Origin of the sequence: Micromonospora sp. LOL_021 (assembly GCF_048060215.1) — a bacterium.
In the GTDB taxonomy this organism is placed as follows: Bacteria; Actinomycetota; Actinomycetes; order Mycobacteriales; family Micromonosporaceae; genus Micromonospora_E.
In genome coordinates, this window is sequence record NZ_JBHMIN010000007.1 from 136,301 (window position 1) to 161,786 (window position 25,486).

General features: G+C 69.7%; 20 protein-coding genes and 1 pseudogene. 6 read left to right on the forward strand and 15 right to left on the reverse strand.

The genetic code is table 11. The features are described 5' to 3' along the window. The first annotated feature begins 82 nt into the window (after nucleotides 1–82). The 3 genes from ACFHWT_RS07850 (at nucleotide 83) to ACFHWT_RS07860 (ending at nucleotide 3,707) form a co-directional block, all read left to right on the forward strand. A complete protein-coding gene (locus ACFHWT_RS07850) occupies nucleotides 83–1,060 on the forward strand; it encodes a trypsin-like serine peptidase (protein WP_416593903.1) in 978 nt (325 codons plus the stop codon). A gap of 149 nt (nucleotides 1,061–1,209) precedes the next feature. Beyond that, nucleotides 1,210–1,659: a carboxypeptidase-like regulatory domain-containing protein gene (locus tag ACFHWT_RS07855; RefSeq protein WP_416593904.1), complete on the forward strand. Its 450-nt coding sequence runs from the start codon at nucleotides 1,210–1,212 to the stop codon at nucleotides 1,657–1,659. Nucleotides 1,660–1,967: 308 nt separating this feature from the next. Beyond that, entirely contained in the window at nucleotides 1,968–3,707 is a 1,740-nt protein-coding gene (locus tag ACFHWT_RS07860) for a hypothetical protein (protein ID WP_416593905.1), read from the forward strand. Nucleotides 3,708–3,720: 13 nt separating this feature from the next. Here ACFHWT_RS07860 and ACFHWT_RS07865 read toward each other — a convergent pair whose 3' ends face one another. From ACFHWT_RS07865 to ACFHWT_RS07895, 7 genes and pseudogenes are all read right to left on the reverse strand, one after another. Continuing rightward, a complete protein-coding gene (locus ACFHWT_RS07865) occupies nucleotides 3,721–5,043 on the reverse strand; it encodes an MFS transporter (RefSeq protein ID WP_416593930.1) in 1,323 nt (440 codons plus the stop codon). A gap of 16 nt (nucleotides 5,044–5,059) precedes the next feature. Then, nucleotides 5,060–6,262 (reverse strand): cytochrome P450 family protein, encoded by a 1,203-nt coding sequence (locus tag ACFHWT_RS07870; RefSeq protein WP_416593906.1) that lies wholly within the window; start codon nucleotides 6,260–6,262, stop codon nucleotides 5,060–5,062. A gap of 43 nt (nucleotides 6,263–6,305) precedes the next feature. Further along, on the reverse strand, nucleotides 6,306–7,037 hold the full coding sequence (locus ACFHWT_RS07875; protein ID WP_416593907.1) for a DUF5825 family protein: 732 nt from the start codon (nucleotides 7,035–7,037) through the stop codon (nucleotides 6,306–6,308). Next, nucleotides 7,018–8,955 carry a RiPP maturation radical SAM C-methyltransferase gene (locus ACFHWT_RS07880; RefSeq protein ID WP_416593908.1) on the reverse strand — a complete coding sequence of 646 codons (1,938 nt, stop codon included), beginning with the start codon at nucleotides 8,953–8,955 and terminating at the stop codon, nucleotides 7,018–7,020. Before ACFHWT_RS07880 ends, ACFHWT_RS07875 begins: the two co-directional genes overlap by 20 nt. Nucleotides 8,956–9,054: 99 nt before the next feature. Then, nucleotides 9,055–9,213 (reverse strand): hypothetical protein, encoded by a 159-nt coding sequence (locus ACFHWT_RS07885; protein WP_199757461.1) that lies wholly within the window; start codon nucleotides 9,211–9,213, stop codon nucleotides 9,055–9,057. 15 nt (nucleotides 9,214–9,228) lie between these two features. Then, a pseudogene (locus ACFHWT_RS07890) lies at nucleotides 9,229–11,099 on the reverse strand (prolyl oligopeptidase family serine peptidase); the annotation flags it as partial. A 78-nt stretch (nucleotides 11,100–11,177) separates the two neighbouring features. Further along, on the reverse strand, nucleotides 11,178–12,296 hold the full coding sequence (locus ACFHWT_RS07895) for a LacI family DNA-binding transcriptional regulator (RefSeq protein ID WP_416593909.1): 1,119 nt from the start codon (nucleotides 12,294–12,296) through the stop codon (nucleotides 11,178–11,180). Nucleotides 12,297–12,479: 183 nt separating this feature from the next. Here ACFHWT_RS07895 and ACFHWT_RS07900 point away from each other — a divergent pair, with 183 nt between their 5' ends. Continuing rightward, nucleotides 12,480–13,817 carry a PHB depolymerase family esterase gene (locus ACFHWT_RS07900; protein WP_416593910.1) on the forward strand — a complete coding sequence of 446 codons (1,338 nt, stop codon included), beginning with the start codon at nucleotides 12,480–12,482 and terminating at the stop codon, nucleotides 13,815–13,817. 63 nt (nucleotides 13,818–13,880) lie between these two features. On the opposite strand, the gene ACFHWT_RS07905 is transcribed toward ACFHWT_RS07900, so the two are convergent. Then, complete coding sequence (locus tag ACFHWT_RS07905) at nucleotides 13,881–14,315, reverse strand: Imm1 family immunity protein (RefSeq protein ID WP_123600277.1); 435 nt, start codon at nucleotides 14,313–14,315, stop codon at nucleotides 13,881–13,883. Continuing rightward, nucleotides 14,312–15,115 carry a DddA-like double-stranded DNA deaminase toxin gene (locus ACFHWT_RS07910; RefSeq protein WP_416593911.1) on the reverse strand — a complete coding sequence of 268 codons (804 nt, stop codon included), beginning with the start codon at nucleotides 15,113–15,115 and terminating at the stop codon, nucleotides 14,312–14,314. The genes ACFHWT_RS07905 and ACFHWT_RS07910 overlap by 4 nt, the downstream gene beginning before the upstream one ends. Nucleotides 15,116–15,244: 129 nt before the next feature. On the opposite strand from ACFHWT_RS07910, the gene ACFHWT_RS07915 reads away from it, so the two are divergent. Together ACFHWT_RS07915 and ACFHWT_RS07920 are read left to right on the forward strand one after the other, a co-directional pair. Next, nucleotides 15,245–16,540 (forward strand): Gfo/Idh/MocA family protein, encoded by a 1,296-nt coding sequence (locus tag ACFHWT_RS07915; RefSeq protein WP_416593912.1) that lies wholly within the window; start codon nucleotides 15,245–15,247, stop codon nucleotides 16,538–16,540. Nucleotides 16,541–16,553: 13 nt separating this feature from the next. Continuing rightward, on the forward strand, nucleotides 16,554–17,642 hold the full coding sequence (locus ACFHWT_RS07920) for a Gfo/Idh/MocA family protein (RefSeq protein WP_416593913.1): 1,089 nt from the start codon (nucleotides 16,554–16,556) through the stop codon (nucleotides 17,640–17,642). A gap of 20 nt (nucleotides 17,643–17,662) precedes the next feature. On the opposite strand, the gene ACFHWT_RS07925 is transcribed toward ACFHWT_RS07920, so the two are convergent. The 6 genes from ACFHWT_RS07925 to ACFHWT_RS07950 all read right to left on the reverse strand — a co-directional run bounded on the left by ACFHWT_RS07925 (nucleotide 17,663) and on the right by ACFHWT_RS07950 (nucleotide 25,390). Beyond that, nucleotides 17,663–19,828: a UvrD-helicase domain-containing protein gene (locus ACFHWT_RS07925; protein WP_416593914.1), complete on the reverse strand. Its 2,166-nt coding sequence runs from the start codon at nucleotides 19,826–19,828 to the stop codon at nucleotides 17,663–17,665. 106 nt (nucleotides 19,829–19,934) lie between these two features. After that, a complete protein-coding gene (locus ACFHWT_RS07930; protein ID WP_416593915.1) occupies nucleotides 19,935–22,487 on the reverse strand; it encodes a GmrSD restriction endonuclease domain-containing protein in 2,553 nt (850 codons plus the stop codon). A 211-nt stretch (nucleotides 22,488–22,698) separates the two neighbouring features. Beyond that, on the reverse strand, nucleotides 22,699–23,655 hold the full coding sequence (locus ACFHWT_RS07935) for an endonuclease domain-containing protein (protein ID WP_416593916.1): 957 nt from the start codon (nucleotides 23,653–23,655) through the stop codon (nucleotides 22,699–22,701). A gap of 358 nt (nucleotides 23,656–24,013) precedes the next feature. Further along, entirely contained in the window at nucleotides 24,014–24,310 is a 297-nt protein-coding gene (locus ACFHWT_RS07940) for a hypothetical protein (RefSeq protein ID WP_416593917.1), read from the reverse strand. Beyond that, nucleotides 24,307–25,152: a hypothetical protein gene (locus tag ACFHWT_RS07945; RefSeq protein WP_416593918.1), complete on the reverse strand. Its 846-nt coding sequence runs from the start codon at nucleotides 25,150–25,152 to the stop codon at nucleotides 24,307–24,309. The genes ACFHWT_RS07940 and ACFHWT_RS07945 overlap by 4 nt, the downstream gene beginning before the upstream one ends. A gap of 40 nt (nucleotides 25,153–25,192) precedes the next feature. Then, nucleotides 25,193–25,390 carry a hypothetical protein gene (locus ACFHWT_RS07950; protein ID WP_416593919.1) on the reverse strand — a complete coding sequence of 66 codons (198 nt, stop codon included), beginning with the start codon at nucleotides 25,388–25,390 and terminating at the stop codon, nucleotides 25,193–25,195. Between the last annotated feature and the right edge of the window lie 96 nt (nucleotides 25,391–25,486).

Below are 25,486 nucleotides of genomic sequence, written 5' to 3' on the forward strand. Positions count from 1 at the left end.
AGGAGGAGACGATGAAGATTCACCTATGGGAATACGTCCGAGTAGAGGCAACCGGACACCCACCTCATCATCGGGAGGTTCCATGGAGAGCAAGGCGCGCCGGACGCTCGGTGTCCTCGTCGCGACGGCGGCGTTGGCGCTGGCTGCCGCGGCGACACCCGCCGCGGCCACACCCACCAGCACCGTCGACATGGTCACCCCGGTCTCCGACACGGGCGAAACCATCAACCCGGCGGTCCTCGCCGAGCGGATCGACGAGACGATGGTCCGGGCCACCCGTCCGGCGGCGCGGCGCGGCGCTGACGGGACGGACCGAGCGCCCGCCGCTGAGGTCGAAGGCAAGACCGAGCCGGGCGAGATCGGCATCAGCAGCATCATCGGTACGGACAACCGCTACCAGACGACCCCGGCGGACTGGTGGCCGGCGAGCTCCACGGTCCAGATCACCCGTACCTCCGGTGGGGTCACCCGGGGACACTGCACCGGTTGGATGATCGGTGCCGACACGCTGATCACCGCCGGGCACTGCGTCTATCCCCGTAACGGCACCGCGTGGTACCCGCGCAACGAGTTCACCGTCTGGCCGGGACGCGACGGCGGCTCCACGCCGTACGGCTCGTGCAGCGTAGCCAGCCTGCACTCGGTTGCGGGATGGGTGAACAGCTTCATCAACGGCTACGACTACGGTGCGATGAAGCTCAACTGTACGGTCGGCAACAGCACCGGAACCTTCGGGTTCATGTGGACCTCCGCCAGTCAGAATGGCACGTCGACCTACAACCGGGGCTACAGCGGGGACAAGTCCTTCGGCACCCAGTGGGCCAGCTCCGACCAGATCCGGGTGACCCAGTCCACCGAGCTGTTCTACCACCACGACACGGTCGGCGGTAACAGTGGTGGACCCGTCTACACGTATTCCGTGACCGACTGCGGTCCCTGCGCCGTGGCGGTGCACGCGCACGGCCTACATGGCAGCGGTGCGCCGAACAACAACCACAACAGCGGACCGCGGATCACCGAGTCCGCGTTCAACAACTTCATCTACTGGCGGGACCTGTAGTACGAAGTCGACAGCCCGTCCGGTGACCGCACAACCCGGTCGCCGGGCGGGGGTCGGCGCGACGAGCCGCACCTCACCCAGAGTTCTGATACTCTGTGTGATCGAACAATGACGTGATTCGAGGACTGGCCATGAAACGAGGACTGGCCATGAAGCCAGTACGACGTGCGCTTCTGCCGGTGCTGATCGTCAGCTTGCTGGTGGCGGGCTGCGCGACTGAATCATCGAGTTCGCCCGGACCGTCGGTGCCAACCGGCCCGGACACCCCCGTCTCCGACCAGCGATCGCCTGAGGGGCCCTCGGCATCGCCGGGTACGGTAGCTGGTCGCGGTACGGCGATCATCGAGGTACGGAACCCGGCGGGTGAACCGTTACCAGTGATCCCGGTGGAGGTCCGTACGGTCGGCTGGCCGATGCCCGCGGAACTGTCCGAGGACATCGCCCGGATGACCGACGCGCGCGGCGAGTACGCCTGGACCGACCTGCCACCGGGGGAGTACGAGTTCACCGTACGGGTTCCGGGCGAGGACGTCGCCGCAGCCCAGCGGGTGACGGTGGTGGCGGACGAAACCAGCCGGGTGCCGATGACCCTCGGCTGAGCGGAGTGCGGTGGCGCCGTGCCGGGGTGCCCGCCCGTCCACCCGGCGAGCGGTGCTGTGATCGATGACACCATAGGTCAGCCGGTCCGGCGCGGGTGGTGATCACCGGTACGTTCGTGACGGTGCTGGCCAGCTGATCACTAGGGATTCACCTCGATCATCCCTGCCCGCGCTCGCCCGCACGTATCATCAAACGATCCACCATGAGCACTCTGTGCCCTTGCGCCGGGCTCGGACGGTGCCTCTGTCCGGTGCTGGCTGAAAGGTGTGAGATCGGTGCCGAACGAGGCGAAGCGATGAGAGTCTCGATGAGGAGTCAGTTCCGGATCCTCACCGGAGCGGTCATGGGCCTGGTCACGATGGTTGCCCTGACCGCCTCGGTGGCACCCAGCCCGGCCGACGCCGGTGAGCCGCTGCCCGGCACCAGGGTGTCCGACGCGGATCTTCGGCTGCTGACCGAGGCCGCCAAGTCGTGTCCCACCTTGACCCCGGCGCGACTGGCCGGTCAGGTGATGGTCGCGTCCCGGTTCTCGGGGTTGCCGGTCGAGGCGGTGCGCTCGGTCGGCGGGCAGGGCGTCGCCGGGTTGGTGCCGACCGTGTGGCAGAAATGGGCACCGTGGGAGGAAGCGCTGCCGGCTGACCGGGAAGCCAGCGTCACCGCCCTCGCCCACCATATGTGTCAGCTGGTCGGCCAGCTTAGGGTGCTGCAGATCGACGGCGACCGGTGGCAGCTGGCGTTGGCGGCGCACTGGGTCGGCATGGAGCCGGTCGTCGATGCTGGTGACGTCCCGGCCGGCGCCCAGGAGTACATCGACACCGTGGAGCGGTACACCATCTGGTACACGTTGCAGCCGGAGTTCGGTGGCAGTGGTGACGCAGCGCCCGAGACATTCGTACCAGCCGTCGTGCGGGCCGCCACCGACGCCGCGCCGTCGCCGGTGCCGGATGCGTATCTCGAACTGATCCAGGCTGCTGGTGCGGTCTGCCCACAGCTGCCCCCGGCTCGGGTCGCCGCGCAGATCATGGCGACCTCCGCGTTCGATCCACAGCGGCTCGGCCCGTTGGGCGAGCAGGGCATCGCGCAGTTCCTCCCCCAGACATGGGTGACCTACGCCCGGCCGTCGTCAACGGCGTCGCCGTGGAACCCGGCCTCGGCTGTTCCAGCTCTCGGCCAGGCCATGTGCGCGCTCCTGGAGGCCATACCCGGAACCGGACCGGACGACTATCCGCTGGCACTGGCGGCGTTCCTCCGCGGCGACCCGACGGTCCGTACGCTGGCCGAGGTGCCGGGCGGCGACGGGATCCTGGCCCTCGCCGAGCAGGTGGGCCGCTTCGAGGCCGAGTACGCAAAGGATCCAAGGTTGGCCCCGCCTGCCGCCGCCTCCCCGTCGGCGAGCCCGACCACCACGCCCAAACCCAAGGCCGGGGCAACCACCGGCGCCCCGACCGCCCCGCCGGCAGCGCCCGCGCAGCCGGCGCCGACGACGCAGGCGACCAAGCCGAGCGCCCCGGCGCCGAGCGCCTCCGACCAGCCGCCGGTCAAGGCCACGGATGCCGACGGGACCGACCGTGCGTACGGCCCGTTCTTCGTCTACAACCTGGCCACCGAGATGTGCCTGGACATTCCGGGGATCGCCGCCGGGCCACGCGACGGACCGGTCCTGCAGAACCTCTGCTACGTGCACAGCCAGGACAACCAGGAGTATGCCTTCGTCCCACGCCGGGTCGACTCCGCCGGCAACCAGCTGTACTGGATTCGTAGCATCACCTCCCAGTACTGCCTGGACCTGCCCGGCCTCGGCTCGGTCCCGGCGGGAACCAGGGTGTACGAGACCGGCTGCTTCGACGACGAGAACCAGTACTGGCGACTGCAGCCCACGGTGGAGTACGGCGACACCCAGTTCTATCGGCTGATCAACACCGCCTCGAACCTCTGCCTCGACGTGCTTGGCACCGGGACCGGTGGATTGGACGAACACATCGAAGTGACTGTCTGTAGAGGAAACGATGACCACGACTGGGCACTGATCCGGCGGGTGAACTGGTGAACTGGTGACCGGGTCACCGCTGCCGCAGCTCGCGGCGGGACAGGCCGAAGACGAACGCGGCCAGCAGGGTCGCCCCGGAGGCCAGGAAGACCGCCGTGCTGCCGTACCGGTCGACCACCAGGCCGGCGGTCACCGTGGACAGCGGGAACAGGCTCAGTGCCGCGAAGACGATCGCGCTCATCACCCGGCCCAGCAGGTGCGGCGCGGTGCTCTGCTGCATGGTGGTGATCACCAGTACGTTCGTGACGGTGCTGGCCAGACCGGCCACCACCAGGGCCACCACGGCGCCGAGGTAGCCGGCGAACGGCACGGCGGCGATCGCCAGGCCCAGCACCATGCCGGCGAGCATCGCCGTCGCGCCGCGTCGGGGCAGCCCGGCCAGGCCGGCGGAGAACAGCCCACCGACCAGCGAGCCGGCGGTGAACGCGGCCAGCAGACCACCCAGCCCGCCCGCGCCGGCCGCCAGCTCGCCGTTGCTGAGCGACGGCAGCCCGATCCGGACCATGCCGCCGACGGTCAGGTTGGCGGCGGCGGTCACCAGCAGCACGGTACGCAGCAGCGCCGATTCGCGTAGCAGCCGCCAGAACCCGACCGGCGGTGCGTCCGACGGCGGTGCGCCGCCGTCCGGTCCCACGCTGCCCGGTTGCGGGTCGCCGTCGACCGGCGGCGGTGGCGCCGTGCCCCGCGCGACGCCGCCGATCATCGCCAGGCAGACCGCCGAGACGGCGAACGTCGCCGCGTCCACGCCGAACGCCACCGCCGGGGAGAGCGCCGCCACGACGAGCCCGGCCACCCCGGGGCCGATCATCCCGGCGGTGAAACTCGCGGTGCTGTGCAGCCCGTTGCCGGCCTGCAGCTGATCGGCCGGCAGCAGCCGTGGGGTGATCGCGTAGGCAGCCGGCTGGAACAGGCCCGCGCCCAGGCCGGTTCCGGCGACCAGCACCGCGATCACCGGTACGGACGGATCGTCGGCGACGGCGGCCGCGACGATGCCGGCGGTGAAGACGACCCGGCTCAGATCGGAGATCAGCATCACCCGCCACGGTCCGATCCGGTCGGACAGAATCCCACCCAGCGGTGTCGTCGCCAGCCGGCACACCCCGTACCCGGCGACCAGCAGGCCCAGCTCACGCCCGCCACCGCCGAGCTGGTAGACGAGGAACGGCAGAGCGACGGCGTGGAAGGCGTCGCCGAACACGGACACCAGTTCGGCGGCGAACAGCAGGCGGTAGCCGCGCGAGCGCAGCGGCGCGAAGCTGAGTCGCGGTCGGAACCGCCGGGCCGCTGTCCCGGCCGCCGCAGTCTCAGTCGTCGAATCAGGCGCCGAGTCGGTCACGGACTCAGTCACGGAGTCAGTCACCGAGGGCCACCGGCAGCGATTCCAGCCCTCGGAGCATGATCGTGTTCCGCCACGGCAGTTCGTGTTCGTCGGCGGCGAGTGTCAGCCCGGGATGCCGGTCCAGCAGGGCGCCGAGCGCCAGCTCGCCTTCGAGCTTGCCGAGGAACGCGCCTAGGCAGCGGTGCAGACCGTGGCCGAACGCCAGGTGTCCGGGGTCGCCCCGGTCCAGGATCAGCCGGTCGGGGTCGGGGAACCGGTCCGGATCCCGGTTGGCGCCGCCGAGCGAGACGAGCACGAGCTCACCGGCGGGAATCCGTACCCCGTCGATGTCGACCTGCTCGGTGGTGAACCGCAGCGTCGCCATGCTGACCGGCGATTCGTAGCGCAGGAACTCGTCGATCGCGGCCGGCAGCGCCGGTCGGTTCGCCAGCAGCCACCGGAGCTGGTCGGGGTGGCGCAGCAGGGCGAGCGTGGCGGTGCCGAGCAGGTTGACGGTTGTCTCGTGGCCGCCGATCAGCAGCAGGAACACCATTCCGACGATCTCGTCGTCGGTGAGTTCGCCGGCCTCGCGGGCGGCCAGCAGGCCGGTCAGGATGTCGTCGCCGGGATGGGCCCGTCGGTGCCGCAGCTGCCCGGTGATGTAGTCGGTCATCTCACCGAGCGCGGTGGCGAAGTCCGTAGGGTCGTCGCTGTGCGTGAGGATCGCCGTCGACCAGGCGCGGTACGCGGCGCGGTCCTCGGCCGGGAAGCCGAGCAGCTCACAGATGATCAGCATCGGCAGCGGGAAGGCGAAGTCCTTCACCAGGTCCACCGTCCGGCGTCCGGCGATGTCGTCGAGCAGCGACGTGGTGATCCGGTCCACCATCGGCCGCATGGCGGCCACCCGCCGGGCGGTGAACGCCGCATGGATGAGTCGCCGCAGCCGGGTGTGCTCCGGCGGGTCGCTGTTGAGCATGTGCACGACGTCGCCGCCGAGGGTCACCCCGGCGACCCGGTTGTCGGCGAGCGCCTGGGCGCGGCGGGCGTCCTGCCCGAACCGTGGATCGGCCAGCGCCGCCCGCACGTCCCGGTACCGGGCGATCACCCACATCGGCAGCCCATCGTCGCTGTGCAGGATCGACACCGGACCGTTGGACCGGATCCGGGCCAAGGTCGGGTACGGGTCGGCGATGTACGGCACCTCGGGCTGCGTCGCCGTACCGGTCACGGTGTCCATGTCCCTCCTCGCGGAGACGGTCGATGACGGGAAACGTCGGTCCTCATACGGCCAGCGCCGGGAACGGCCAGCGGTACGCCGGGGTCGGCAGCCACCACAACCGCCCGGCCTGGGTGGCGATCAGCCGGGCGTCGGCCAGGTCACGGCGCACCGGCGCGGGCACCTGTCCGGCCGGTACCCCTTCGAGCAGCTGCCCGATGGCGACCAGATGTTCCGGCTGGTCGATGGTGAACAGCTCCAGCGCACCGGCTCGCCGGTCCCGGACCTCGACGAACCCGGGCCCGCGCCGGAACACACACTTGCCGAGGAAGAACGCGTCCCGCCAACCACGTACCGCCGGGTCGTCGGCGGCGCCGTCGACCCGGTCCGGCGGGTACAGATGGTCGAACAGGCCCTGACCAGCGCAGCCGTCGTGGCAGCGGGCCACCCAGTCGACCGCGACGGCGTGGGCGGTGAGTTCCCGGAGCAGCACCAGGGCGCGGCCGGACGCGGCCCCGGCGTCCGGGCACAGGTCGACCGGGACGGGCAGCCGGGCATGCCGTACGCCGGCCCGGCGCAGCTCCGCCACCAGCGGCCGCCACGCGCCGGTGATCCGCCGGGTGCCGAACGACATCCCGGTGACCTGGGCGGCGTCGGGCAGGTAGTCGCGGGACAGGTCGATCTCGATCGCACATCCGGTCCAGTCGGCCGGGCCGGTCCAGTCGGTCGGGCCGGTTGACCCGGGCGGGCTGCTCGGGCTGGTCTGCGCGGTGACGTCAGCCGACGACGACGGCATGCGGTTCCTCCTCACTGTGCCGAGCGGCGGTGGTCCGGCGGTGGTCCGTCCGGGCCAGCACCTGGTTGTCGGACTCGACCGCGAGATGCACCTGGTAGCCGTCGTCGTGGAACAGGATGCCCAGCGCCGACCAGCGGTCCAGTAGCGGTACGACCACCGCCGCCCCGCCGGGCACCTTGGCGGCGAGGGTGGCGGCGGTACGCGGCTGATCGAGCAGCCGGAACAGGGCGATCTCCGGTGCCGTGGTCAGCTCCAGCACCGTCCAGTCGTAGGCCGCGCGTTGGCTGACCAGCACGATCCGGTCCGGCAGTTCCTGGTAGGTCAGTCGGCTGACCGGGTACCGCGCCTGCCAGGTGGCGAGGGCCGCGTCGAGCTTGTCGGCCCGGGTCCGGTCGATGCCCTGCGGCACAGACGTGAAGATGTACGCGAGGTCGGCAAGCTCCGCCTCGGGCAGCCGGTAGATTTCGGCGTACTGCGGTGCCGGTCGCAGGGTGGTGAATCCCAGCTCGGGGCGGTCGAAGTAGGGGCTGAACCGTTCGATGGCGATCCGGGCGGCCCCCATCGGCGGCTCCAGGTGGTGCAGTGCCGGCAGTTGGTCGATCACGCCGGTGTAGTCCTGCGCTGTCTCGCCGGGGAACCCGTACAGGTAGTTCCAGCTGGCCGTCACACCGGCGCTCTGCGCGTCGCGCAGCGCCCGCACGTTCTGGCAGCCGGTCACCCCTTTGTCCATCAGCCGCAGCACGTGGCTGCTGAGGTTCTCCACGCCTGGCTGGACCTGCACCGCGCCGGAGTCGTTGAGCTGCTGGAAGTGCCGTCGGCGCAGGTTGGCCTTGACCTCGAAGTGTAGGCGGACGTCGTACTCCGATTCGGCCAGGCGCTGCAGCACCGAGTCGAAGTAGGCCATGTCGAGGATGTTGTCGACCACGATGAAGTCGAGCAGCTGGTGGCGTCGGGCGAGGTCGAGGACCTCGTCGAGGAAGCGGGTCGGGCTCTTGCTACGGAACTGCATGAACGAACCGTTGAGTCCGCAGAACGTGCAGTGGTGTTTCTCGCCCCACCAGCAGCCGCGGGAGCCTTCGACGACCAGCCTGGGCGCCACCCAGTCGGCTGCCGCCGAGGCGTCCAGCCGGTCCAGGTAGCCGGTGTAGTCGGGCGCGACGATGTCGCCGGGCGGCAGCGGTCGCGACGACATCGGGTTGGCCCGGGCGACGCCGTCGGCGTCGCGCCAGCACAGCCCGGAGATGTCGGCGAGTCCCGATGAGCCGACCCGGCCGGACCCGTCGGCGGCGCCGGTCACAGTGTCGGTGACGGCGTTGAGGGCGGCGAGCAGTCGCGGGAAGGCGACCTCGCCTTCGCCGCGTACCACGAAGTCGACGTAGCGGAAGTTGCGGTGCAGCGCCGCTCCCTGCGGACCGTCGCAGTTGGCCCCGCCGAACACGATCCGGGTGCCGGGCCGTGCCTGCTTGACCAGGCGGGCGACGGCGAGGCTGGCGGCGTTCTGCTGGAACGTGGTGGTGAATCCGACGACGTCCGGGGCGGCGGCGGCCAGTTCGGCGGCGAGTTCGCGGATGAAGCCGGGCACTAGGCGGTGCATCGCCCGGGTCAGTGCGATCTCGGCGTCGGTCGAGCCGCCTTCGGTGAGCAGCCGGGCGTACGGGTCGAACGGCCGGTCCTCGTCGTCGAGCAGCCCGGAGAAGACCCAGTCCCCGGCGCCGAGGAAGTAGGAAGACTCGGAGAAGTAGCGGTAGTCGGCGAGGGTGAAGTCGGTGACCCCGGTCACCCAGTCGACGAAGTCGATGTTGGCGTAGCGGACCTGCACGTCGTGACCGGCCCGGCTGGCTGTCGCGCGTAGGATGCCCAGCGCCAGCGACGGCACGTCGATCGAACCCCACGGCATGTGCAGCAGGACGACTTTCACTTCCGGCCCCTCTCCGACGGTGGTGGGCGTCGTTCCGGAGCGGCAGGCGCTTTCGCGCTCCGGAACGACGCCGTCGATCGTGCGGTCAGCACGGACCTGTCACTCGCTGGCGGGTGCCTTGTCGGCCGCCGCCTCGGTCACGTCGTGCCGCCTGGCCGGGACTGCCCGGTCCATGTCGAGGAGCATCTTGACGATGACCGCCCCGCGCTCCCGCTCGCTGGTGGTGATCGGGTCGTGACGTACGCTGCGTCGCTTCATACCATTCACCTCCCTCCCCTGGCTGGCTGTCAGGAACGGGCGACCGTCCACTTCGGTCGTCCGGCTTCGGTCCGGTCGCCGCACGGTGTCGGCGTGAACACCGTGTCGGCGTACCGGAGCAGTTCGTCGAAGGTTCGGGTCTGCCCGGCGGCGTCGCCGTGATGGCCGCCGGGCATCCAGTGCAGCCGGTGTGGCACGCGCCGGTGCCGCAGTGCGGCGACGTAGCGGCGGATCTGGCCCGGCGGGCAGCGTTCGTCGTCGGTGGCGGCGGCGATGAACAGCGGTCCGCGAACCCGGTCCAGGTAGGTCGTGGGGTCTGCGGCGTGGTACCGCTGCGGTACGTCGTCGGGCCCGCCGCCGAACAGTTCGTCGTCGACGTCGCGCAGCGCCGCCGTGGCGCCCCGGTGAGCCGCCGGGTAGTCGGCGATCGGGCAGACTGCGAGACCGACCGCCCAGTCGACCGGCGCGACGCCCATCGCGAGCAGCACGAGGTAGCCCCCCCACGAGTAGCCGCACAGCCCGATCCGGTCCGGTTCGGCCACGCCGAGGTCGATCAGTTTCCGGCGTACGGCGGCCAGGTCCTCCAGCTGCGCCAGCCCGACCCGATGGTCGAAGTCCCGTCGCCACCGTGGCCCGTACCCGGTCGATCCCCGGTAGTTGGTGCGCGCCACCGCGTAACCGGTGCGTACCAGCAGCTCCACCCGGGGGTCGTAGGCGTCCCGGTCGTGCAGGTACGGCCCGCCGTGCACCAGAAACAGGGTCGGCCACGGTCCGGTGCCGGGTGGGGTGGCCAGGAAGCTGTGGATCCGCCCGTACGGCTGGTCGGTCCACAGTTCGGTGCGTCCGGGGTCGGCGGCGGGGTTGGCGGCGGGTCGGGGCCGGCGGGCCGGGGGCGGAGCGGCCGTACCGGGGTGGACGACCAGTCGGCGGGGTGGCACCGAGTCGCTGGTCCATACGTAGTGGATGGTGCCGTCCGGGGCGGCGGTGAGGTCGAGGACGGTGCCGGGTGGGGTGGCGACGGTGGTCTGCTCACCGGTTTCGGGGTCGGCCAGCAGCAGCCGGCTGCGCCCGGCCCGGTCGTGCTGGACGAGGATCCGCCCGTCGTCGCCGTACCAGTGGGCGGTGACCTCCGAGTCGTAGGACAGGCCGCGGGACAGTTCGATGCCGCGGCCGCGCCGCCAAATGCCGATCTGGTACCGGTCCGGTGTCTCGATGACGATCAGCAGTTCAGGCTCGGGTCGGTCGCCGGGGCGGAACTCCAGTGCCCAGATCCGCTGCTGGCTGCTGCCGGCGACGGTGTCGGTCCGTCCGTCGGTGAGCCGTACGACGCTGACCGCCGTCGCGGTGTCGGCGCGGGCGGCGAGCGCGAGGGTGTGTCCGTCGGCGGTCAGGTCGACCAGAGTGGTGTAGCCGGCGCTGATTGCCGCCAGGTGGCCCGGTCCGCCCGGTTCTCCTACGTAGCAGCGGGTCTGCCGGCCGGTGCCGACGCAGACGGCGGCGCGGCGGCCGGTGGCGTCGAAGGCGATGCCGTGCTGCCGGCCGGGCGGTAGCCCGGTGAGCGCCAGCGGCGGCGGACCAGCCGTTTCCCGGTCTGCCGCCCCCTGGTCGGTTGCCGTCTGGCCGGCTGCCGTCTGGCCGGGATCGACCGGCTGGCGGCGCCAGACACCGACGCCGGTCCGGTCCGCGTCGAACCACCAGAAGTGCCGGCCGTCCGGTTCGATGTCGCAGGCGGACACCCCGTTCGGTGCGGCGGTGCGGACCTGACGTCGATCCGTGTCGGTGTCCCAGGCCAGGACCTGGGTCAGGCCACCGTCGTCGTGCAACTCGACGGCCCTGGTCGGCTGGCGAGCGGCGAAGGCAGGTACGTGTGGCGTGTTCACAACCACCCCGATCGGGTCGCGTGCCACACTGAGAGTAATTGATCCGCTTCTATTGGTAAAGTAGATGTTCGACTGTCGGCGGAATCACCCGGTCGCCGGCGTGGGTGCGGTGCTGCCCCGGACGATCAGAGTGGTGCCGATCTCCACCCGGTGTTGCGGCAACACGCCGCCGCTGGCCAGGGCGAGCACCATTCCGGCGGCGGTCGACGCCATCTCGGTCAGTGGCTGGCGTACGGTGGTCAGCGGCGGACAACACCAGCGGGAATTGTCGATGTCGTCGAAGCCGACCACGCTCAAGTCGTCCGGGATGCGCAGGCCGAGCCGCCAGGCGGCGCTGTAGACGCCGAGGGCCTGCAGGTCGTTGCCGCAGATCACCGCCGTCGGGCGGTCGGGCCGGTCGAGCAGCTCACGACCGTATGCCTCGCCGTCTTCGAAGAAAAACCGTCCGCTGCGGACCAGGTCGTCGTCGAGCCGTACGCCGATGGCCGCCATCGCCGCCCGGCATCCTTCCAGCCGCGCGCGGGCACCGAGCATGTCGAGCGGGCCGCTGATCACGGCGATCCGGCGGTGCCCGAGGTCCAGCAGATGACGGGTTGCGGTGATGCCACCGTTCCAGTTGGTGGCACCGACCGACGGGGTCGGGTGGGCTGGTTCGCCGACCGGATCCAGGGCGACCAGAGGGATGGCACTGGCGGCGAGTTGGGCGTGCTGCTCCGGGGTGAACGCGGAGTAGACGGCGATCACCCCGACCGGCCGACGGGCCAACAGCTGCTCGGCCCAGGATCGCCCTGGTTCGGTGCGGCCCTGCACCTCGGTGAACCCGACGGCGAGCTCGTTGGTCCGGGCGACCAGCTCCACCCCGCGCAGGATCTCGATCGCCAGGTGGCTCTCGAGTTGATAGAAGACGACCTCGATGCCGGCGGTCGGGGAGGCCGAGCCGGGCCGCTGGTAGCCGTGCTCGCGGACCAGTGCTTCGATGCGGCGGCGGGTCTCCAGGGCCACTCCGGACCGTCCGTTGAGTACCTTTGAGACGGTGGGTTTCGAGACGCCGGCCAGTTCGGCGATCGTCGCGACGGAGAGATCGCCACGGCGGCGTCCGCGTCGCTGACCTTCGGGCGGCCTGCCGGTCGCCGGTGGGTGGTCCGGGTGGGTGGGGGCGTGGTCCACGACCGATTCGCCAACCTTTCGCTTGATCTGGGGCATCGGCCCGGCTCATGCTACGGAGTGTCAAAGCGCTTCTATGTAGATGTCTCGATGCCGGTTCGGCGTCGACCTTGAATCTCGAACCGTTTCTATCGATACTAGTAACTGTTTCGAGCCGGAGCAAAGCGGGAGCCTGGGCAGCCCCGCGTAGACCCCATTCTGCGTGCGTTCCGGAGGAACCACATGAGACTCATGGCCAAGATGCTGGCCGCCACCGCCGCAACCGTCACCGCCGCAGCCGCCGCACTGACCTTCGCGGCACCCGCCTCGGCGGCCACCCTGACCGAGGTCACCAACTTCGGCACCAACCCCAGCAACCTGCGCATGTACCTGTACGTGCCGGATCGGGTCGCGCCCCGTCCGGCGATCCTGGTCGCGATGCACTACTGCACCGGCACCGGACCGGCGTTCTACTCCGGCACCCAGTACGCGTCCCTGGCCGACCGGTACGGCTACATCGTCATCTACCCGTCGGTCACCCGCAGCAGCCAGTGCTTCGACGTCTACTCCCCACAGGCGTTGACCCGGGGCGGCGGCAGCGACCCGGTCGGCATTCGGTCGATGATCAGCTACGTGGAGCAGCGCTACAACACCGACCCGGACCGGATCTTCGCCACCGGTGTCTCGTCCGGCGCGATGATGACCAACGTGATGCTCGGCGTCTACCCGGACGTCTTCGCCGCCGGTGCGTCCTTCGCCGGGGTGCCGTTCACCTGCTTCGCCACCACCGGCGGCTCCGAGTGGAACAGCCAGTGCTCCGGCGGGCAGATCGTCCGTACCCCCCAGCAGTGGGGCGACGCGGTCCGCAACAGCCTGCCGGGCTACTCCGGACCGTGGCCCCGGATGCAGATCTGGCACGGCACCAACGACGACACGCTGCGCTACCCGAACTTCGCCGAGCAGATCAAACAGTGGACCAACGTGCACGGGCTGAGCCAGACCCCGACCTACACCGACAGCCCGCAGGGCAACTACACCCGCACCCGGTACGGCAGCTCCGGCCCGATGGCCCCGGTCGAGGCGATCAGCATGCAGGGTGTCGGGCACAACCTGCCGGTCGACGCCGCCCAGGTGATCCGCTTCTTCGGCCTCGACGGCACCGCGCCGCCGACCACGGCTCCGCCGACGACCGCCCCACCGACCACGGCTCCGCCGACGACCGCCCCACCGACCACGGCTCCGCCGACCACGCCGCCGCCGTCCGAGGCGTGCCGGGTCACCTACGGGGTGAACGCGTGGAACAACGGGCTGGTCGCCTCGGTGACCATCGCCAACACCGGCAGCAGTGCGATCAACGGCTGGTCCCTGGCGTTCACCCTGCCGGCCGGGCAGTCCATCATCTCCGGCTGGAACGCGACGTACTCGCCGACCAGCAGCGCGGTCACCGCCCGCAACATGTCCTACAACGCCACCATCCCGCCGGACGGCTCGCAGAGCATCGGCTTCCAGGCCACCCACTCCGGCAACAGTGGTAGGCCCAGCTCGTTCACCCTGAACGGCACCCCCTGCGCCGTCGCCTGACGTGCGCCACGGTGGTGGGGCGTCCGACCGGGCGGACGCCCCACCACCCGTACCGTGCGTCGTTCAGCCACCCAGCCAGTGCAAGGGTGGCTGCTCCCCGGTGCGTAGATAGTGGCGGGCTGCTTCGCGGGCCTGTGCCGTGGCGATCCTGGTACGTATGGGCGGCAGCTCGGCCCAGTCGCCGTAGACGTCGAAGGCAACCGGGGCGTCCGCAGGTTCGACGTCAGGGTCGACGGCGTACCGGTTGCCGGTGCCGTGCGGTTGACTGCGGTCCAGCCAGTCGACGAAGGACCGGTCAGGATGCCCGACGCCGATCATGATCGCGCCATGCCGGGTGGGACGGTGGATCTGCACCGCGTACGCGACGCCGTCCTCGGCGGCCTGCCGGTGCACCTGGTCGAGGACCATGTCGAGCTCTTCGACGGTCGACACCTCGACTTCGCGCCCGCGATCGGGCTCCTCCACGGACGGCCCGTCCCACGACACCACGTAGCTCATTGCCGGATACCTTTCCCCGTGCCGGTGTAGACACGCTGCAAGGTGGCGCTGTCGCCGTCCCACAGGTACACGGCCAGTCGCTTCCCTTCGGGTATCAGTCCGGGCAGAACCTCGTCACATCCGACGTATTCGCCCCGGGTTACGCAACTCGGCTTGTTTACTACCAGCGTCGCCTCGGTGGGGCTGCCAGGTTTACGGAGGACGGCGGCAGCGTGTGCTTCGACGTGTTCACGAGTGACTTGCGCCAATGCGTGCCAGTCTGCCCGGATTCCTGCCCGAGCGTCTGGCACCCCGCCGCTACGGAGGGCTCCTCCTCCCTGTGTCAACGGCGGTGAAATCATCTGCTTACCACTCGCATCGTAGAGTAGGCCATGAGTCGGACCCTTCCTGCCGCGACGTGGGAGTTGCCGGCTCGCGTCCTGGAGCCACTGGGGAGCCTTGGTTCCGGCTGTCTCGCCGCGTCCTTCCGACGTGCTGTCGTTTGACGCACCATGATGGCCGTCCTTGCTGGTCGGGCGGGCAACCCCGGCGGCCAGATCGAATCCGAGGATTCGCCCGTAGGCGACGACTCCCAAGGCGCTGGCATGAGAAAGCTTTTCGGCTTCGCCGATTCGTCGAATCGAAGTCGTGATGGTCATGATCGTGTCGGCTACGGCTTGATGTCGGCTGTTGCGGGTGATCGTTTCCAGCTGGGATCGAGAGAATTCAAGATCGCGGCGAATGACCGCCAACCGCTGAGTCTCGGCGGCAAGATCCTTAAGGACGTCTTGGAGCCGGGCACGGACCGCTGCGAGACTCATGGGATCTTCTCCAAGCCGTACGGCTCAAGGTGATCACAGTGATGTCCCCGTCTGCTATCGAGACTAGGGATCGACCCGGTCGACGGTCAAGGCCGGTTCTTCTATTGTGTATGATCTTCATGTCAGTCAATGCCGTTGATCGTTTTCGACTGGGTGATGGGTTCCGGAGACCCGCAGGAGCAGCCACCGCGGTGGTACGCGGCACCGACGGGACGCCCGATCGGTGGCTCGCGTGACCCGTACGAGATGGAGGACGGCATGCTCAAGGTGGGAATCATCGGTGCGGGCGGCATCGCCGGTACGCACATCGCCGGTTACCAGGAGTTCGGGGAGGACTGCCGGATCACCGCCGTCTGCGACGTGACCCTGACGAAGGCGCGGGAGTGCAGGACGGCCTTCGATCTCACCGATGCCCGCGTCTACGACGATGCTGCGGCCCTGCTCACCGCCGAGGAGTTGGACCTGGTCAGCATCGCGACGCCGCCGTCGACGCACGCCGACCTCACGATCGCGGCCCTGCGCGCGGGCGTCAACGTCCTGGTGGAGAAGCCGATGGCTCCGTCGTTGCAGGAGTGCGACGCGATGATCTCGGCCGCCACCGAGTCGGGCAAGCTGCTGTCGGTCGTCGCGCAGTACCGCTTCCGCGACGACATGGCCACCTTGAAGGCGGTGCTGGACTCCGGTCTGATCGGGCCGGTGTCACACGTGCAGGTCAACTCGTCGTGGTGGCGGGGGCGGCCGTACTACGACCTGTGGTGGCGGGGGACCTGGGCGTCCGAGGGCGGTGGCTGCACCCTCAACCACGCCATCCACCACATCGACCTGACCATGTGGTTGATCGGCCGTCCGTCGGCGGTCACCGCGATGCTGGTCAACTCGCAGCACGACAACGCCGAGGTCGAGGACCTGTCCGTCGCGATCCTGCAGTACGACCGGGCGCTGGCCCAGCTCACCAGCTCGGTGGTGCACCACGGCGAAGAGCAGGAGATCGTCGTCCAGGGCGCCTACGCCCGGGTTTCCCAGCCCTGGCGGGCGGTGGCCGAGACCAGTGCACCGAACGGGTTCCCCACCCCGGGGGGCAACCCGGACCTGCTCGCCGACCTCAATGCTCTCGCGCAGGCGCAACGCCCGCTGGCCCACGTCGGGCACACCGGCCAGATCGGCGACGTCCTGCACGCGGTTCGCGAAGGGGTGGCTCCTGCGGTGAGCGGCACCGACGGACGTAACGCGGTCGAACTGGTCACCGCGATCTACGAGTCGGGGACCGAACGCCGGCCGGTGGCCCTCCCGCTGTCCCCGGACGATCCTTACTATCACCGCGGCACCCTGGTAAGGCGTGCGCCGCGGTTCTTCGAGAAGACCGCCGCGGTGCGGGACCTGCCCGGTGCCATCACCGTCGGCGGCACGGCCGACCACGACAACTGAAGGAGACCGACACGTGACGACCGTCAGCGGGGCGACGTACGCTCCGGATCCCGTACCGGCCCCGGTGGTGGCACCGGGGGAGTTCGTCTTCGCCGCGATCGGTCTCAACCACGGACACATCTACGGCATGAGCACCGGCCTGCTCGGTGCCGGTGCCACCCTCAAATGGGTGTACGACCCCGACCCGGCCAAGGTCGACGCGTACCGTCAGCGGTTTCCGCAGGCGCGGGTCGCGCGTGACGAAGCGGAGATCCTCGACGACGACACGGTCCACCTGGTGGCTGGTGCCGCCGTCACCTCGCAACGGTGCGCCCTCGGCCTGCGGGTCATCGCGGCCGGCAAGGACTACTTCACCGACAAGGCCCCGCTCACCACCCTGGAACAGCTGGCCGAGGCGCGCGAGGCGACCGCGCGGACCGGACGCAAGTACGCGGTCTACTACTCGGAGCGGATCCACGTCGAGGCGGCGGTGCTGGCGGGTCAGCTCGTCAAGCGGGGTGCCATCGGTCGGGTGGTGCAGGTCATGGGGCTGGGGCCGCACCGCCTGTCCGCCGCCGGCCGCCCGGACTGGTTCTTCATCAAAGAGAAGTACGGCGGCATCCTCTGCGACATCGGCAGCCACAACGTCGAACAGATGCTGTACTTCACCGGCTCGACCGACGCCGAGATCAGCCATTCCACCGTCGGCAACTTCAACCACCCGCAGTACCCGGAGCTCGACGACTTCGGTGAGTTGAGCCTGGTGCTGAACAGCACCGCGACCGGCTACTGCCGGGTGGACTGGTTCACTCCTGACGGGTTGAGCACCTGGGGTGACGGGCGGACCTTCATTCTCGGCACCGACGGCTACATCGAGCTGCGCAAGTACGTCAACGTGGCGACCGACGCCGGCCCCGGGCACGTCTTCCTCGTCGACGGCACGGGCGAGCACCATCTGGTCGCCGCCGGTCAGGTCGGCTATCCGTACTTCGGCCAGCTGATCCTCGACTGCCTGCACCGGACCGAGAACGCCATGACCCAGCAGCACGCGTTCAAGGCGGCGGAGCTCAGCATCCGTGCCCAGCTGCAGGCCAGGGTGATCCGCCACGTCGCGGACCGCTGACGGGCGCCAACCGGCTCGGGCTAACCCGGAAGGTACAGGCTGGGCTGGCCGGTCCAGGACACCTGCAGGGCCTCGCGGGCGCGGGTGCAGGCGACGAACAGTACGCAGCGTTCCCGCAGGACGTCGCTGTCGTGCTGGATCCGGTCCACCTCCGCCGGGGTCACGTTGCGGGCGTACGGCACCGCCGACGCGGTCACCCCGAGCACCGCGACACAGCGGAACTCCAGACCCTTCATCGCGTGCATGGTGGCCAGCCGGACCCCGTCGACGTCCGCCGACGGTTGGTCCTTGACCAGTACGGTCGGGACACCAGCCTCGGCCAACGCCGCCTGCACCGGATCCAGCCTGGCCTTGAACCGGGCACAGACGGCGATCTCCGCCGGCCGTACACCCCGGTCCAGCCACTCGCGGACCCGCTGCACCAGCGCCGCCACCTCGGCCGGCTCGTCCGGAAACCCGGCCACCGTCGGCCGCCGACCCCGCAGCAGCGACCGGTAGCCGGTCAGGTTGTCCCGGCCGTCCCCGTCGAGACCCTCGACGCCGGTGCCGTCGAGCAGCCCGGTCGACCAGGTGAGGATCTCCGCCGTACTGCGGTAGTTGATCCGCAACCGGAAACTGCGCCCGGCGGTACGGATCCCGAGCGCGGCCAGCGACACCTTCGCGTCGTAGATCCGTTGATGCGGATCCCCGGTGAGGAAGATGTCATCCGGGCCGGGCGGCACCGCCGCCCGCAGCACCCGCCACTGCGCCGGGTGCAGATCCTGCGCCTCGTCGACCACCACATGGTCGAACCGGAGAGACGCGTTGTCGGCGGTGCCGGCCCCGGCGCCGGTGTCGCCATCGGCGAGCAGCCGCGCCGCGTCGGCGCACAACTGCAGATGGGTGGTGGCACCAGCTTCGGTCAACTCGGCGCGCAGCGCCTCCACCGCCTGCCAGACCTGCTCCCGCTGGCGCGGTCCGAGCATCGAACCACGGCCGCGCCGGGTCACCCGCAGGTAGCCGGCCAGGTCGTCGACCTGCTGGCCGAGGATGACGTGCCGGAACTCCTGGGCCAGGAACTGCTCGGTCCACGGGAGCTCGAGCCGGTCGACGACCCGCCGCCAGATTTGCCGCTCCGGCACGTCGCCGATCAGCGACGGCACCCGGCCGGTCAGCTCCCGCATCACCCGTACCGCGTAGGCGTTGACCGTGGTCACCTCCACCCGGGACAGCGCCGCCTCGTCGTCGCCGATCAACTGCGCCAACTGCTCCCGCAGCGCCGCCGCCAACGCCGTCGTGTACGTGGTGAGCAGCACCCGGCGGCCGGGGGAGCGGGTCAGCAGATGCTTCACCCGGTGCAGCGCCACCACTGTCTTGCCGGTGCCGGGCCCGCCGGTCACCTGCACCGGACCGCTGTACGAAGGCCGGTAGGCGACTCGCCGCTGCGACGGGTGCAGGAAGATCCGCCAGGCGGCGAACGGTTTCTCCAAAATGTCGGCGAGCTCCGCCGGCCCGCTGACCAGGGTGATCCGGCTGCGGGTGTTGGCGATCGCCAGCTCCAGGCTGTCGGTCGGTCGGCTGTCGGCGTCGGCTGGGCGGCGCTCGGCGACGATGTCGCGGTAGACGTCGTCCGGGGTGAACCCTTCAGCGAGGTACTGCAACACCTCGAACTGGTCTTCCGGCAGCAGCGTGCCGAACGCCTCCAACTGTGCCTTGTCGACGATCGTGCGAGCCGCCCGTAGTACCTGGTCGTCGATGCCGAGCTGCCGCAGCGTCTTGTCCGAGTGTGCCGCGAACAGCAGCGTCGGCGCGGCTGCCGCCGCCTGCTCCAGCGCCGGCGTGAGCTGCTCGATCGCGACAACGTTGCGGACCTCCAGACCTCGGGTCGCCGTGTTGACCGTGTAGAGCCGCTTCGCCGCCCAGTCGTACGCGGCGTCGTGCGGCACCACGTTGGTCAGCAGGAACGTGTCGCTGCCGTCGTCGGGCGCCAGCACCACCCCGCGCCAGAAGTCGGTGATCCGGATGGTGCGCATCCGCGCGTCCCGCGAGTTGTGCACCGACTCCAGGTGCAGGCCCTTGTCGGCGTGCAGCTCGGCGATGCTGAGCTGCTGGAACTTTGCCATCGCCTTGCGTACTCCGGCTTTGATCGGCTTTTCCAGCACGTCGTAGCTTTCCCAGAAGCTGGCGGCGAGGGCGAGTTGCGGCACGGGCAAAACCTCTCAACAGCAGCGGTACGGTCGGTGACGGCGGGTGGCACAGTACCGCCGATCCACTCGACGGCACTGCCCACCAGTTGGCGGTCCGGCCAACTGATCACCCTTCGTCGGCGTCGTCCTCGGTCGTCGGTTGCGCCTGCTGGTAGAACCAGTCGAGCTGTTCGATCAGCAGCTCACGGGCCGCCGGGTCGGCGAGCACCGACAGCCGCAGACCGGGCCGCAGCCCGATCCGGGCCGCCGCGATGTTCACCCCGGGGACCTTGTTGAGCCGTTGTCGGAACTCCTCACGCAACGCCACATCGTCGAACGGCACCCGGTTCTTGAAATGCTGGAAGACGATCTCGAACTTGCCACTCGGGTAAATCGTCGCCGGCCAGATGTTGCCGAGCCGGTGATCCTTGCCGCGGGCGATGAGGAAGCACGACGTTTCGTCCCCGGTGCCGTAGAGCAGACTGCCACCGAGCGCCGTCCAGCTGTCGAGGACGGCCTGCACAGCGGCGGCCACCGGCGGGTCCTGCAACTGGGCCAGCTGGGTGCTGAAGCGTTCGGCGTGCGCCGCGCTGGATCGCGGTGACCGGGGGCGCGGCAGATCATCGGTGCTGAGCCCGGCGAGCTGGGCCAGCTCGTCCAGCGGGATCCGCTGCTCCGGGACGGCACGCCCACTGCCGTCGAACTCGACCCCCTCGGCCCGCAACAGGTCGAGCGGATCGTCGGTACGGGCCGGATCGGGCCAACGGAAGCCCGGCGAGACAGTGCCGCCGGTCTGCAGCACCCGGTGTGCGTTCGGTGCCGGATGGTTCGCCAGCCGTGCCCCGACCGGCACCGGGTGGCTGCCGATCAGCGCGGCGACGTCGCCGTATGTGGTCCACGAGCCGGCGGGCAGCTCGGCCAGTGCCCGGTTCATCACGTCCCACGGCACGTCGGAGTCGTTGTCGCGGGGGGCCTCGACCGGGCCCGGCCAGAGCGAGATGATCTGCTCGGCAAGCGCCTCGCTGCGGGCTTGGATCTCCGGCCGCCCCCACCGGTCCTGCTGGGCGATGTCCCGGTTGAGCACGATCGGGCTCTTCGCCAACGCGGCCTTCTTCGCGTCGAACGGTTTGGTGCCCAGCTCGGAGTTGTATCCGGTCAGGGTCAGGTTGCCAATCGTGTGCACCAGCGACTCATGCACGTCGGTGAAGTTCTCGTCGGGCCCGAGGTCGTCGTTGAGCATCTGCCGCCACTGCGCGGTCGGCGTCTGCGGCAGCACATGCTCGATGGTAAGCGAGTCGGCGGCCACCGGCTCCTTGCTGCGGTGCGCCTCCTCCAACCACTGCAGCACCAGGTTGCGCTGATGCGCGCGTCCGTTGAGATAGAAGGGGATCGTCCTGGTCAACGAGCGAACCTGTGCGTCGGTCGCGTAGTGCTTGCGGCCAGTCGACAAGTACGCCCGGACCGCCTCGTCGACCGGGAGCTTCGCGTCCATCTCGGTGACGATCGACATCAGGATCCGGTTGACGTTGGCGGTGGCCCGACCGATCACCAGGCGGCGGACGAAGAAGCTCTCCACGTACCGCATGGCGGCGATGACCTGCCCGGCGGTGGCGGTGCCCTGCGCACGGCGGTCCAGCAGGTGCAGCAACAGCGGGTAGACAGTGGTCGCGCCCCAGGCGTGCAGCCGGGTCAGCCGACGCCGGACCTCGGGGTCGGGCTCGCTCTCCGGGTGCAGGATGATCTTCAGCAGCGCGCCGAGGTGACTGAACCGGCGTACCTCCGCTTCGATCTCCGCTTCGCCGCGCATCGCGTTGAGCCGCTTCTGGTGGGCGGCGTAGATGTCGGTCTGCTTGGAACGGCCGTCGCGCTGCACCAGATCGAGCCAGAAGAGCAGTTCAAGGTTCTTCCGGTCACGGTCGTCGTGGTCGAGAGCGTCCTGTAGCGGGAACCACAGCGACTTGTAGACGGTTTCGCCCCGGGTGGGTAGCCGCATGAACAGGTAGTTGCGCAGCAGGTCGGCCTGGGTCAACCGCAGACCGGTGTTGTTCAGCGACTCGAAGATCCGGTAGACGTTGTCGCCGGGCTGCGCGGTGACCGCGACCAGCGCCAATCCGGTGATGACGGCGTTCTCGATCCGTGCGATGTCGAACGGGTCCTCGACATCGTCGTACTCCCGCAGTCGGCTGGCGAAGAAGTCGTACGCCGAGCCGACGTGGTCGCTGCCCCCGACCTGCGGAGTCGACTCCACACAGGCCAGGTAGGCGTCCCGGTCGCTTTGAGTGGGTACGAGCTTCAATCGGTGCGGATCGGACTCGAACTGGTTGATCAGGTACAGCTGCTCGATGCGCCCCCGGTGCTTGGGATCTTCGGTCTTCGCCCGGTGATCGCGGATGGCGCAGAGCAGGATCGACAGGGTGGTGAGGCGCTGCTGCCCGTCGACGACCAGGAACTCCTGCACCCCGACCGGGCCGATCTCCGGGCTGGGTGCCAGCACCACCGATCCGATGAAGTGGGTGGCGGCCGGGTCGACGCGGCGGTCGTCGGCGAGCTTCTTGATGTCCTCCCAGAGCCGCCTGCACTGCTGCTCGGACCACGAGTACGTCCGCTGGTACAACGGCACCTGGTACTGCTTGGTGCCTTCGAGCAATTTCTGCAGCGTCGTCTCCTGCGCCGCGACCATCGGCGACTCCTGTCTGGTGTGCACACTCCTCGAACCCGGGCAATGCAACCAGAGTGCGCGTCAATGGACAACGGCCAGCCGGACGAGTTGTCGGGTGTTCGTTCGGCCCGCCGGAGACGGTCGAGTCGGTGTCACCATGTGAGGCTGGGATACCTAACCTGGCTCGGGTTAGGTATCCCAGCCTCACATCGTGGGTAGAGAGCAGCTGCGGTCAGGCCCGCTCGGCAATGGCCTGTTGGACAGTTCGGACCAGTTGGTCCTTTTGTCGGAGTACGTCGTCTGCCGTGAACCGCAGCACCAGCCAACCGGCTGCCCGCAGCGCGTTCAAGCGACCGACATCGCGGCGGAACGTCGTCCGTTCCCGGTGGTGATCACCTTCGTACTCGATGGCGATCCGCCACTGCGGATAGGCCAGGTCGACCCGGGCCAGGAGATGTCCTCGCCGCGACATACCACTCGGCGCTGCCCCAGACCTGGCGTCCGGCGTCACATCAGAGGCAGGGTGGCGGATCTCGTACTGCGGAGTGAGGCGGGGCAGGCCAGCGTCGTGCAGCAGCAGGCGCAGCCGCGACTCCATCGGTGACTCGCTCAGCGCCTCGACGAGGGGCAGGAGTTCCCGTACCCGCCGTACACCGGGCAGGCCGGCGTGGGAGTCGACGTAGCGGGCCAGCGTTTCGCGGCGCAGCACCCGGCCGTGCAGGAGCGCGTCAACGGCGGCCAGTGCGTCGGCGCGCGGCAGCGATCTGGCCAGGTCGAACGCCGTACGGACCTCGGTGGTCAACGGTATCCCGCCGAACAGCCGTGTCACGTCCTCGGGGCCGAGCGACCGGTGGACGACGGCCAACCGCGGGTGGGGGTTGGGCCTCGCCGAGCGGGGCAGGGTGACGTGCACCGGGCTGCGGCGGGGGAGAAGGTCAACACCCCACAGGCATGCCGCGCTCAGCCCGCTGACCGCGCCGCCCGCAGGCATCTTCACTGCCGCCGCCTCGCACCACATCCAGTGGTCCCCGTCGTCGAACGCCGCCGCCTGGACGTACACGTCCGGAAAGAGCCGGCGCCAGGCGGGACCGGTCAGACTGCGCTTGCTGAGCAGGCCGGCGGCCACGGCGCCGCTGCCGGAGAACGGCCTCAGGCGCAGCTCGCGAGGAATCCGTGCGACACGGGGCATCGGACCACTGTGCCGTCAGCGCTCGCGCTTCGCTGTCCTGGCGACGGGTTACGTCACCGATCCGACTGCTCCGCCTGCTCTGCCTGCCCGCCTGCTCCGGCGGCGAGCTGTGCCTGGACACGATGTGAGGCCGAGATACCTTACCCGGCAGAGATCAGGTATCTCAGCCTCACATCGTGACGAGAACGTCGAGCTGCGGAACCCCCGTGGGCTGTGCTGCGAGACGGCTGCCGCCACGGCGGCCAGCACGACGTCAAGGGTGGGGGCCCTGGACAGGCGCAGAGCGGTGACCCTCGCGTGGAACTACAGAAGAACTGTAGTTCCACGCGGCCCCGTCGCACGAAACTACAGATGATGATCAACGATGACGCTGGTGATCTGGGGTGCTCTGCGGACGCTCGACCGCGCCGAAGTCGCCCTCCGGCTCCCTGCTGATGATCTCCAGCAGCGCCGGGTCGCGGTATATCTCCGCCGTATGCCGCCACTGCGCGAGCAGCTCAGTCACCGAATCGAGCGCTGCCAGCGTTCTTCCGTCCCGAGCCAGGGCGCCCAATTCCGCGATCAGCTGGTCGACCTCGGAGTCCGGGAGAGATTTCGCCCAGGGCGGCATCTCCGCGAGATCCCGCCGAGCATCGCTAATGGGTGTCGGTGTCACCTGCTCGCTCCTTCCCGTGCACGCACCGCGAGCGCGCCGAGCCCCAGCACGACGGTCGCTGCCACGGCGGCCAGCGCCATCGCCGTGGCCGGCTGGCTGCGCAGGACCGGATAGTCGAGCATCGACATGAACGCCTCGTCATAGCCGAGCTGCATCGTCGCCAGCAACGCCGCCACGGTCGCGAGCAGCACCACCGCCCGGCCGCGTACGGCTGCCGGCAGCGCAGACACCGCGACGAGGCTGAACAACGCGATCAACGCCAGAGCGCCGAACCCGATGCGCGCCACCGGAATGTTGCTGATGAACACGAAGCCTCCGGACTCTTCCGCCACCAGTGGCGTGCCGGCGGCGCTGAGCGCCGCACACAGCCCCATCGAGGCCGCAGCGGCCCAGAACCGACCCGGAAGCGGTCGTTGCTCGCGGCCACCACCGGTCGCCGGCAGCAGCGACCCGCACAGCGGTACGGCGACGACCACGGCGAGCAGCAGGTGCCAACCGGGCGCGGCGTGGTCGCGTACCCCGGTGACCAACACCACCAGCTCGGCGAGCAGGGCGGCACCTGCCCCGAGCGCCGCTGCCGCGTGCCAGGCAGCGACCAGTGCCGCGACCAGCAGCGCCCAGCCGGCCAGCCGGGCGGTGCCGATCGGGCCGATGATGGTGGTCGGGGCCTGCTCGGCGAAGCGCCACGACCAGGCGGCGGCCTCGACGACGGGGCGGGCCTGGCGGGCCAGCACCAGCACCGCGGCCAGGGTGCCGACAGCGGCCGCCGCCGCCGGCCATGCTCCAGTGGAGGTCCGGGCGCGTGCGGCGGCCACCCGATGCAGGGTCGCAGCCTGGGCCACGTCGACCACCTTCCTGCCGCTGGCGTACGGCCGGGCGGGCTCACCCGGCGGCGGTTCTCCGGATGAGACGGTAGCGGGGCGGGGGCGGGTCCGGGCGGCTGCGGTGCTCACTCTGGTGTTCGCGTACCCGGTCGTCCCAGGCCGCCTGGTCGTGGTCCGGGTCGGGCGGGATCCAGCGGTGGGAGCCGTCGTCGTAGTGCATCGGCTCGTCACCGGGGCGCAGGATCGACATCGACATCACAGCCAGCCGAGAAAACGCCAGTAGAGGTCGCAGCCGTGCCCGGCCGGCAGGTCGGTCATCGCCTCGACCATGTTGGTGGCGAGGTAGACCGAC

Bases quoted from the DNA above. Each gene is read 5' to 3' on its own strand.
- ACFHWT_RS07885 (WP_199757461.1), bottom strand. From the start codon at position 9,213: ATGAAGCGACGCAGCGTACGTCACGACCCGATCACCACCAGCGAGCGG.
- ACFHWT_RS07855 (WP_416593904.1), top strand. From the start codon at position 1,210: ATGAAGCCAGTACGACGTGCGCTTCTGCCGGTGCTGATCGTCAGCTTG.
- ACFHWT_RS07930 (WP_416593915.1), bottom strand. From the start codon at position 22,487: ATGGTCGCGGCGCAGGAGACGACGCTGCAGAAATTGCTCGAAGGCACC.
- ACFHWT_RS07935 (WP_416593916.1), bottom strand. From the start codon at position 23,655: ATGCCCCGTGTCGCACGGATTCCTCGCGAGCTGCGCCTGAGGCCGTTC.
- ACFHWT_RS07870 (WP_416593906.1), bottom strand. From the start codon at position 6,262: ATGGACACCGTGACCGGTACGGCGACGCAGCCCGAGGTGCCGTACATC.
- ACFHWT_RS07910 (WP_416593911.1), bottom strand. From the start codon at position 15,115: ATGAGTCTCGCAGCGGTCCGTGCCCGGCTCCAAGACGTCCTTAAGGAT.
- ACFHWT_RS07895 (WP_416593909.1), bottom strand. From the start codon at position 12,296: ATGCCCCAGATCAAGCGAAAGGTTGGCGAATCGGTCGTGGACCACGCC.
- ACFHWT_RS07875 (WP_416593907.1), bottom strand. From the start codon at position 7,037: ATGCCGTCGTCGTCGGCTGACGTCACCGCGCAGACCAGCCCGAGCAGC.
- ACFHWT_RS07900 (WP_416593910.1), top strand. From the start codon at position 12,480: ATGAGACTCATGGCCAAGATGCTGGCCGCCACCGCCGCAACCGTCACC.
- ACFHWT_RS07905 (WP_123600277.1), bottom strand. From the start codon at position 14,315: ATGAGCTACGTGGTGTCGTGGGACGGGCCGTCCGTGGAGGAGCCCGAT.
- ACFHWT_RS07850 (WP_416593903.1), top strand. From the start codon at position 83: ATGGAGAGCAAGGCGCGCCGGACGCTCGGTGTCCTCGTCGCGACGGCG.
- ACFHWT_RS07950 (WP_416593919.1), bottom strand. From the start codon at position 25,390: ATGTCGATGTCGATCCTGCGCCCCGGTGACGAGCCGATGCACTACGAC.
- ACFHWT_RS07915 (WP_416593912.1), top strand. From the start codon at position 15,245: ATGCCGTTGATCGTTTTCGACTGGGTGATGGGTTCCGGAGACCCGCAG.
- ACFHWT_RS07860 (WP_416593905.1), top strand. From the start codon at position 1,968: ATGAGGAGTCAGTTCCGGATCCTCACCGGAGCGGTCATGGGCCTGGTC.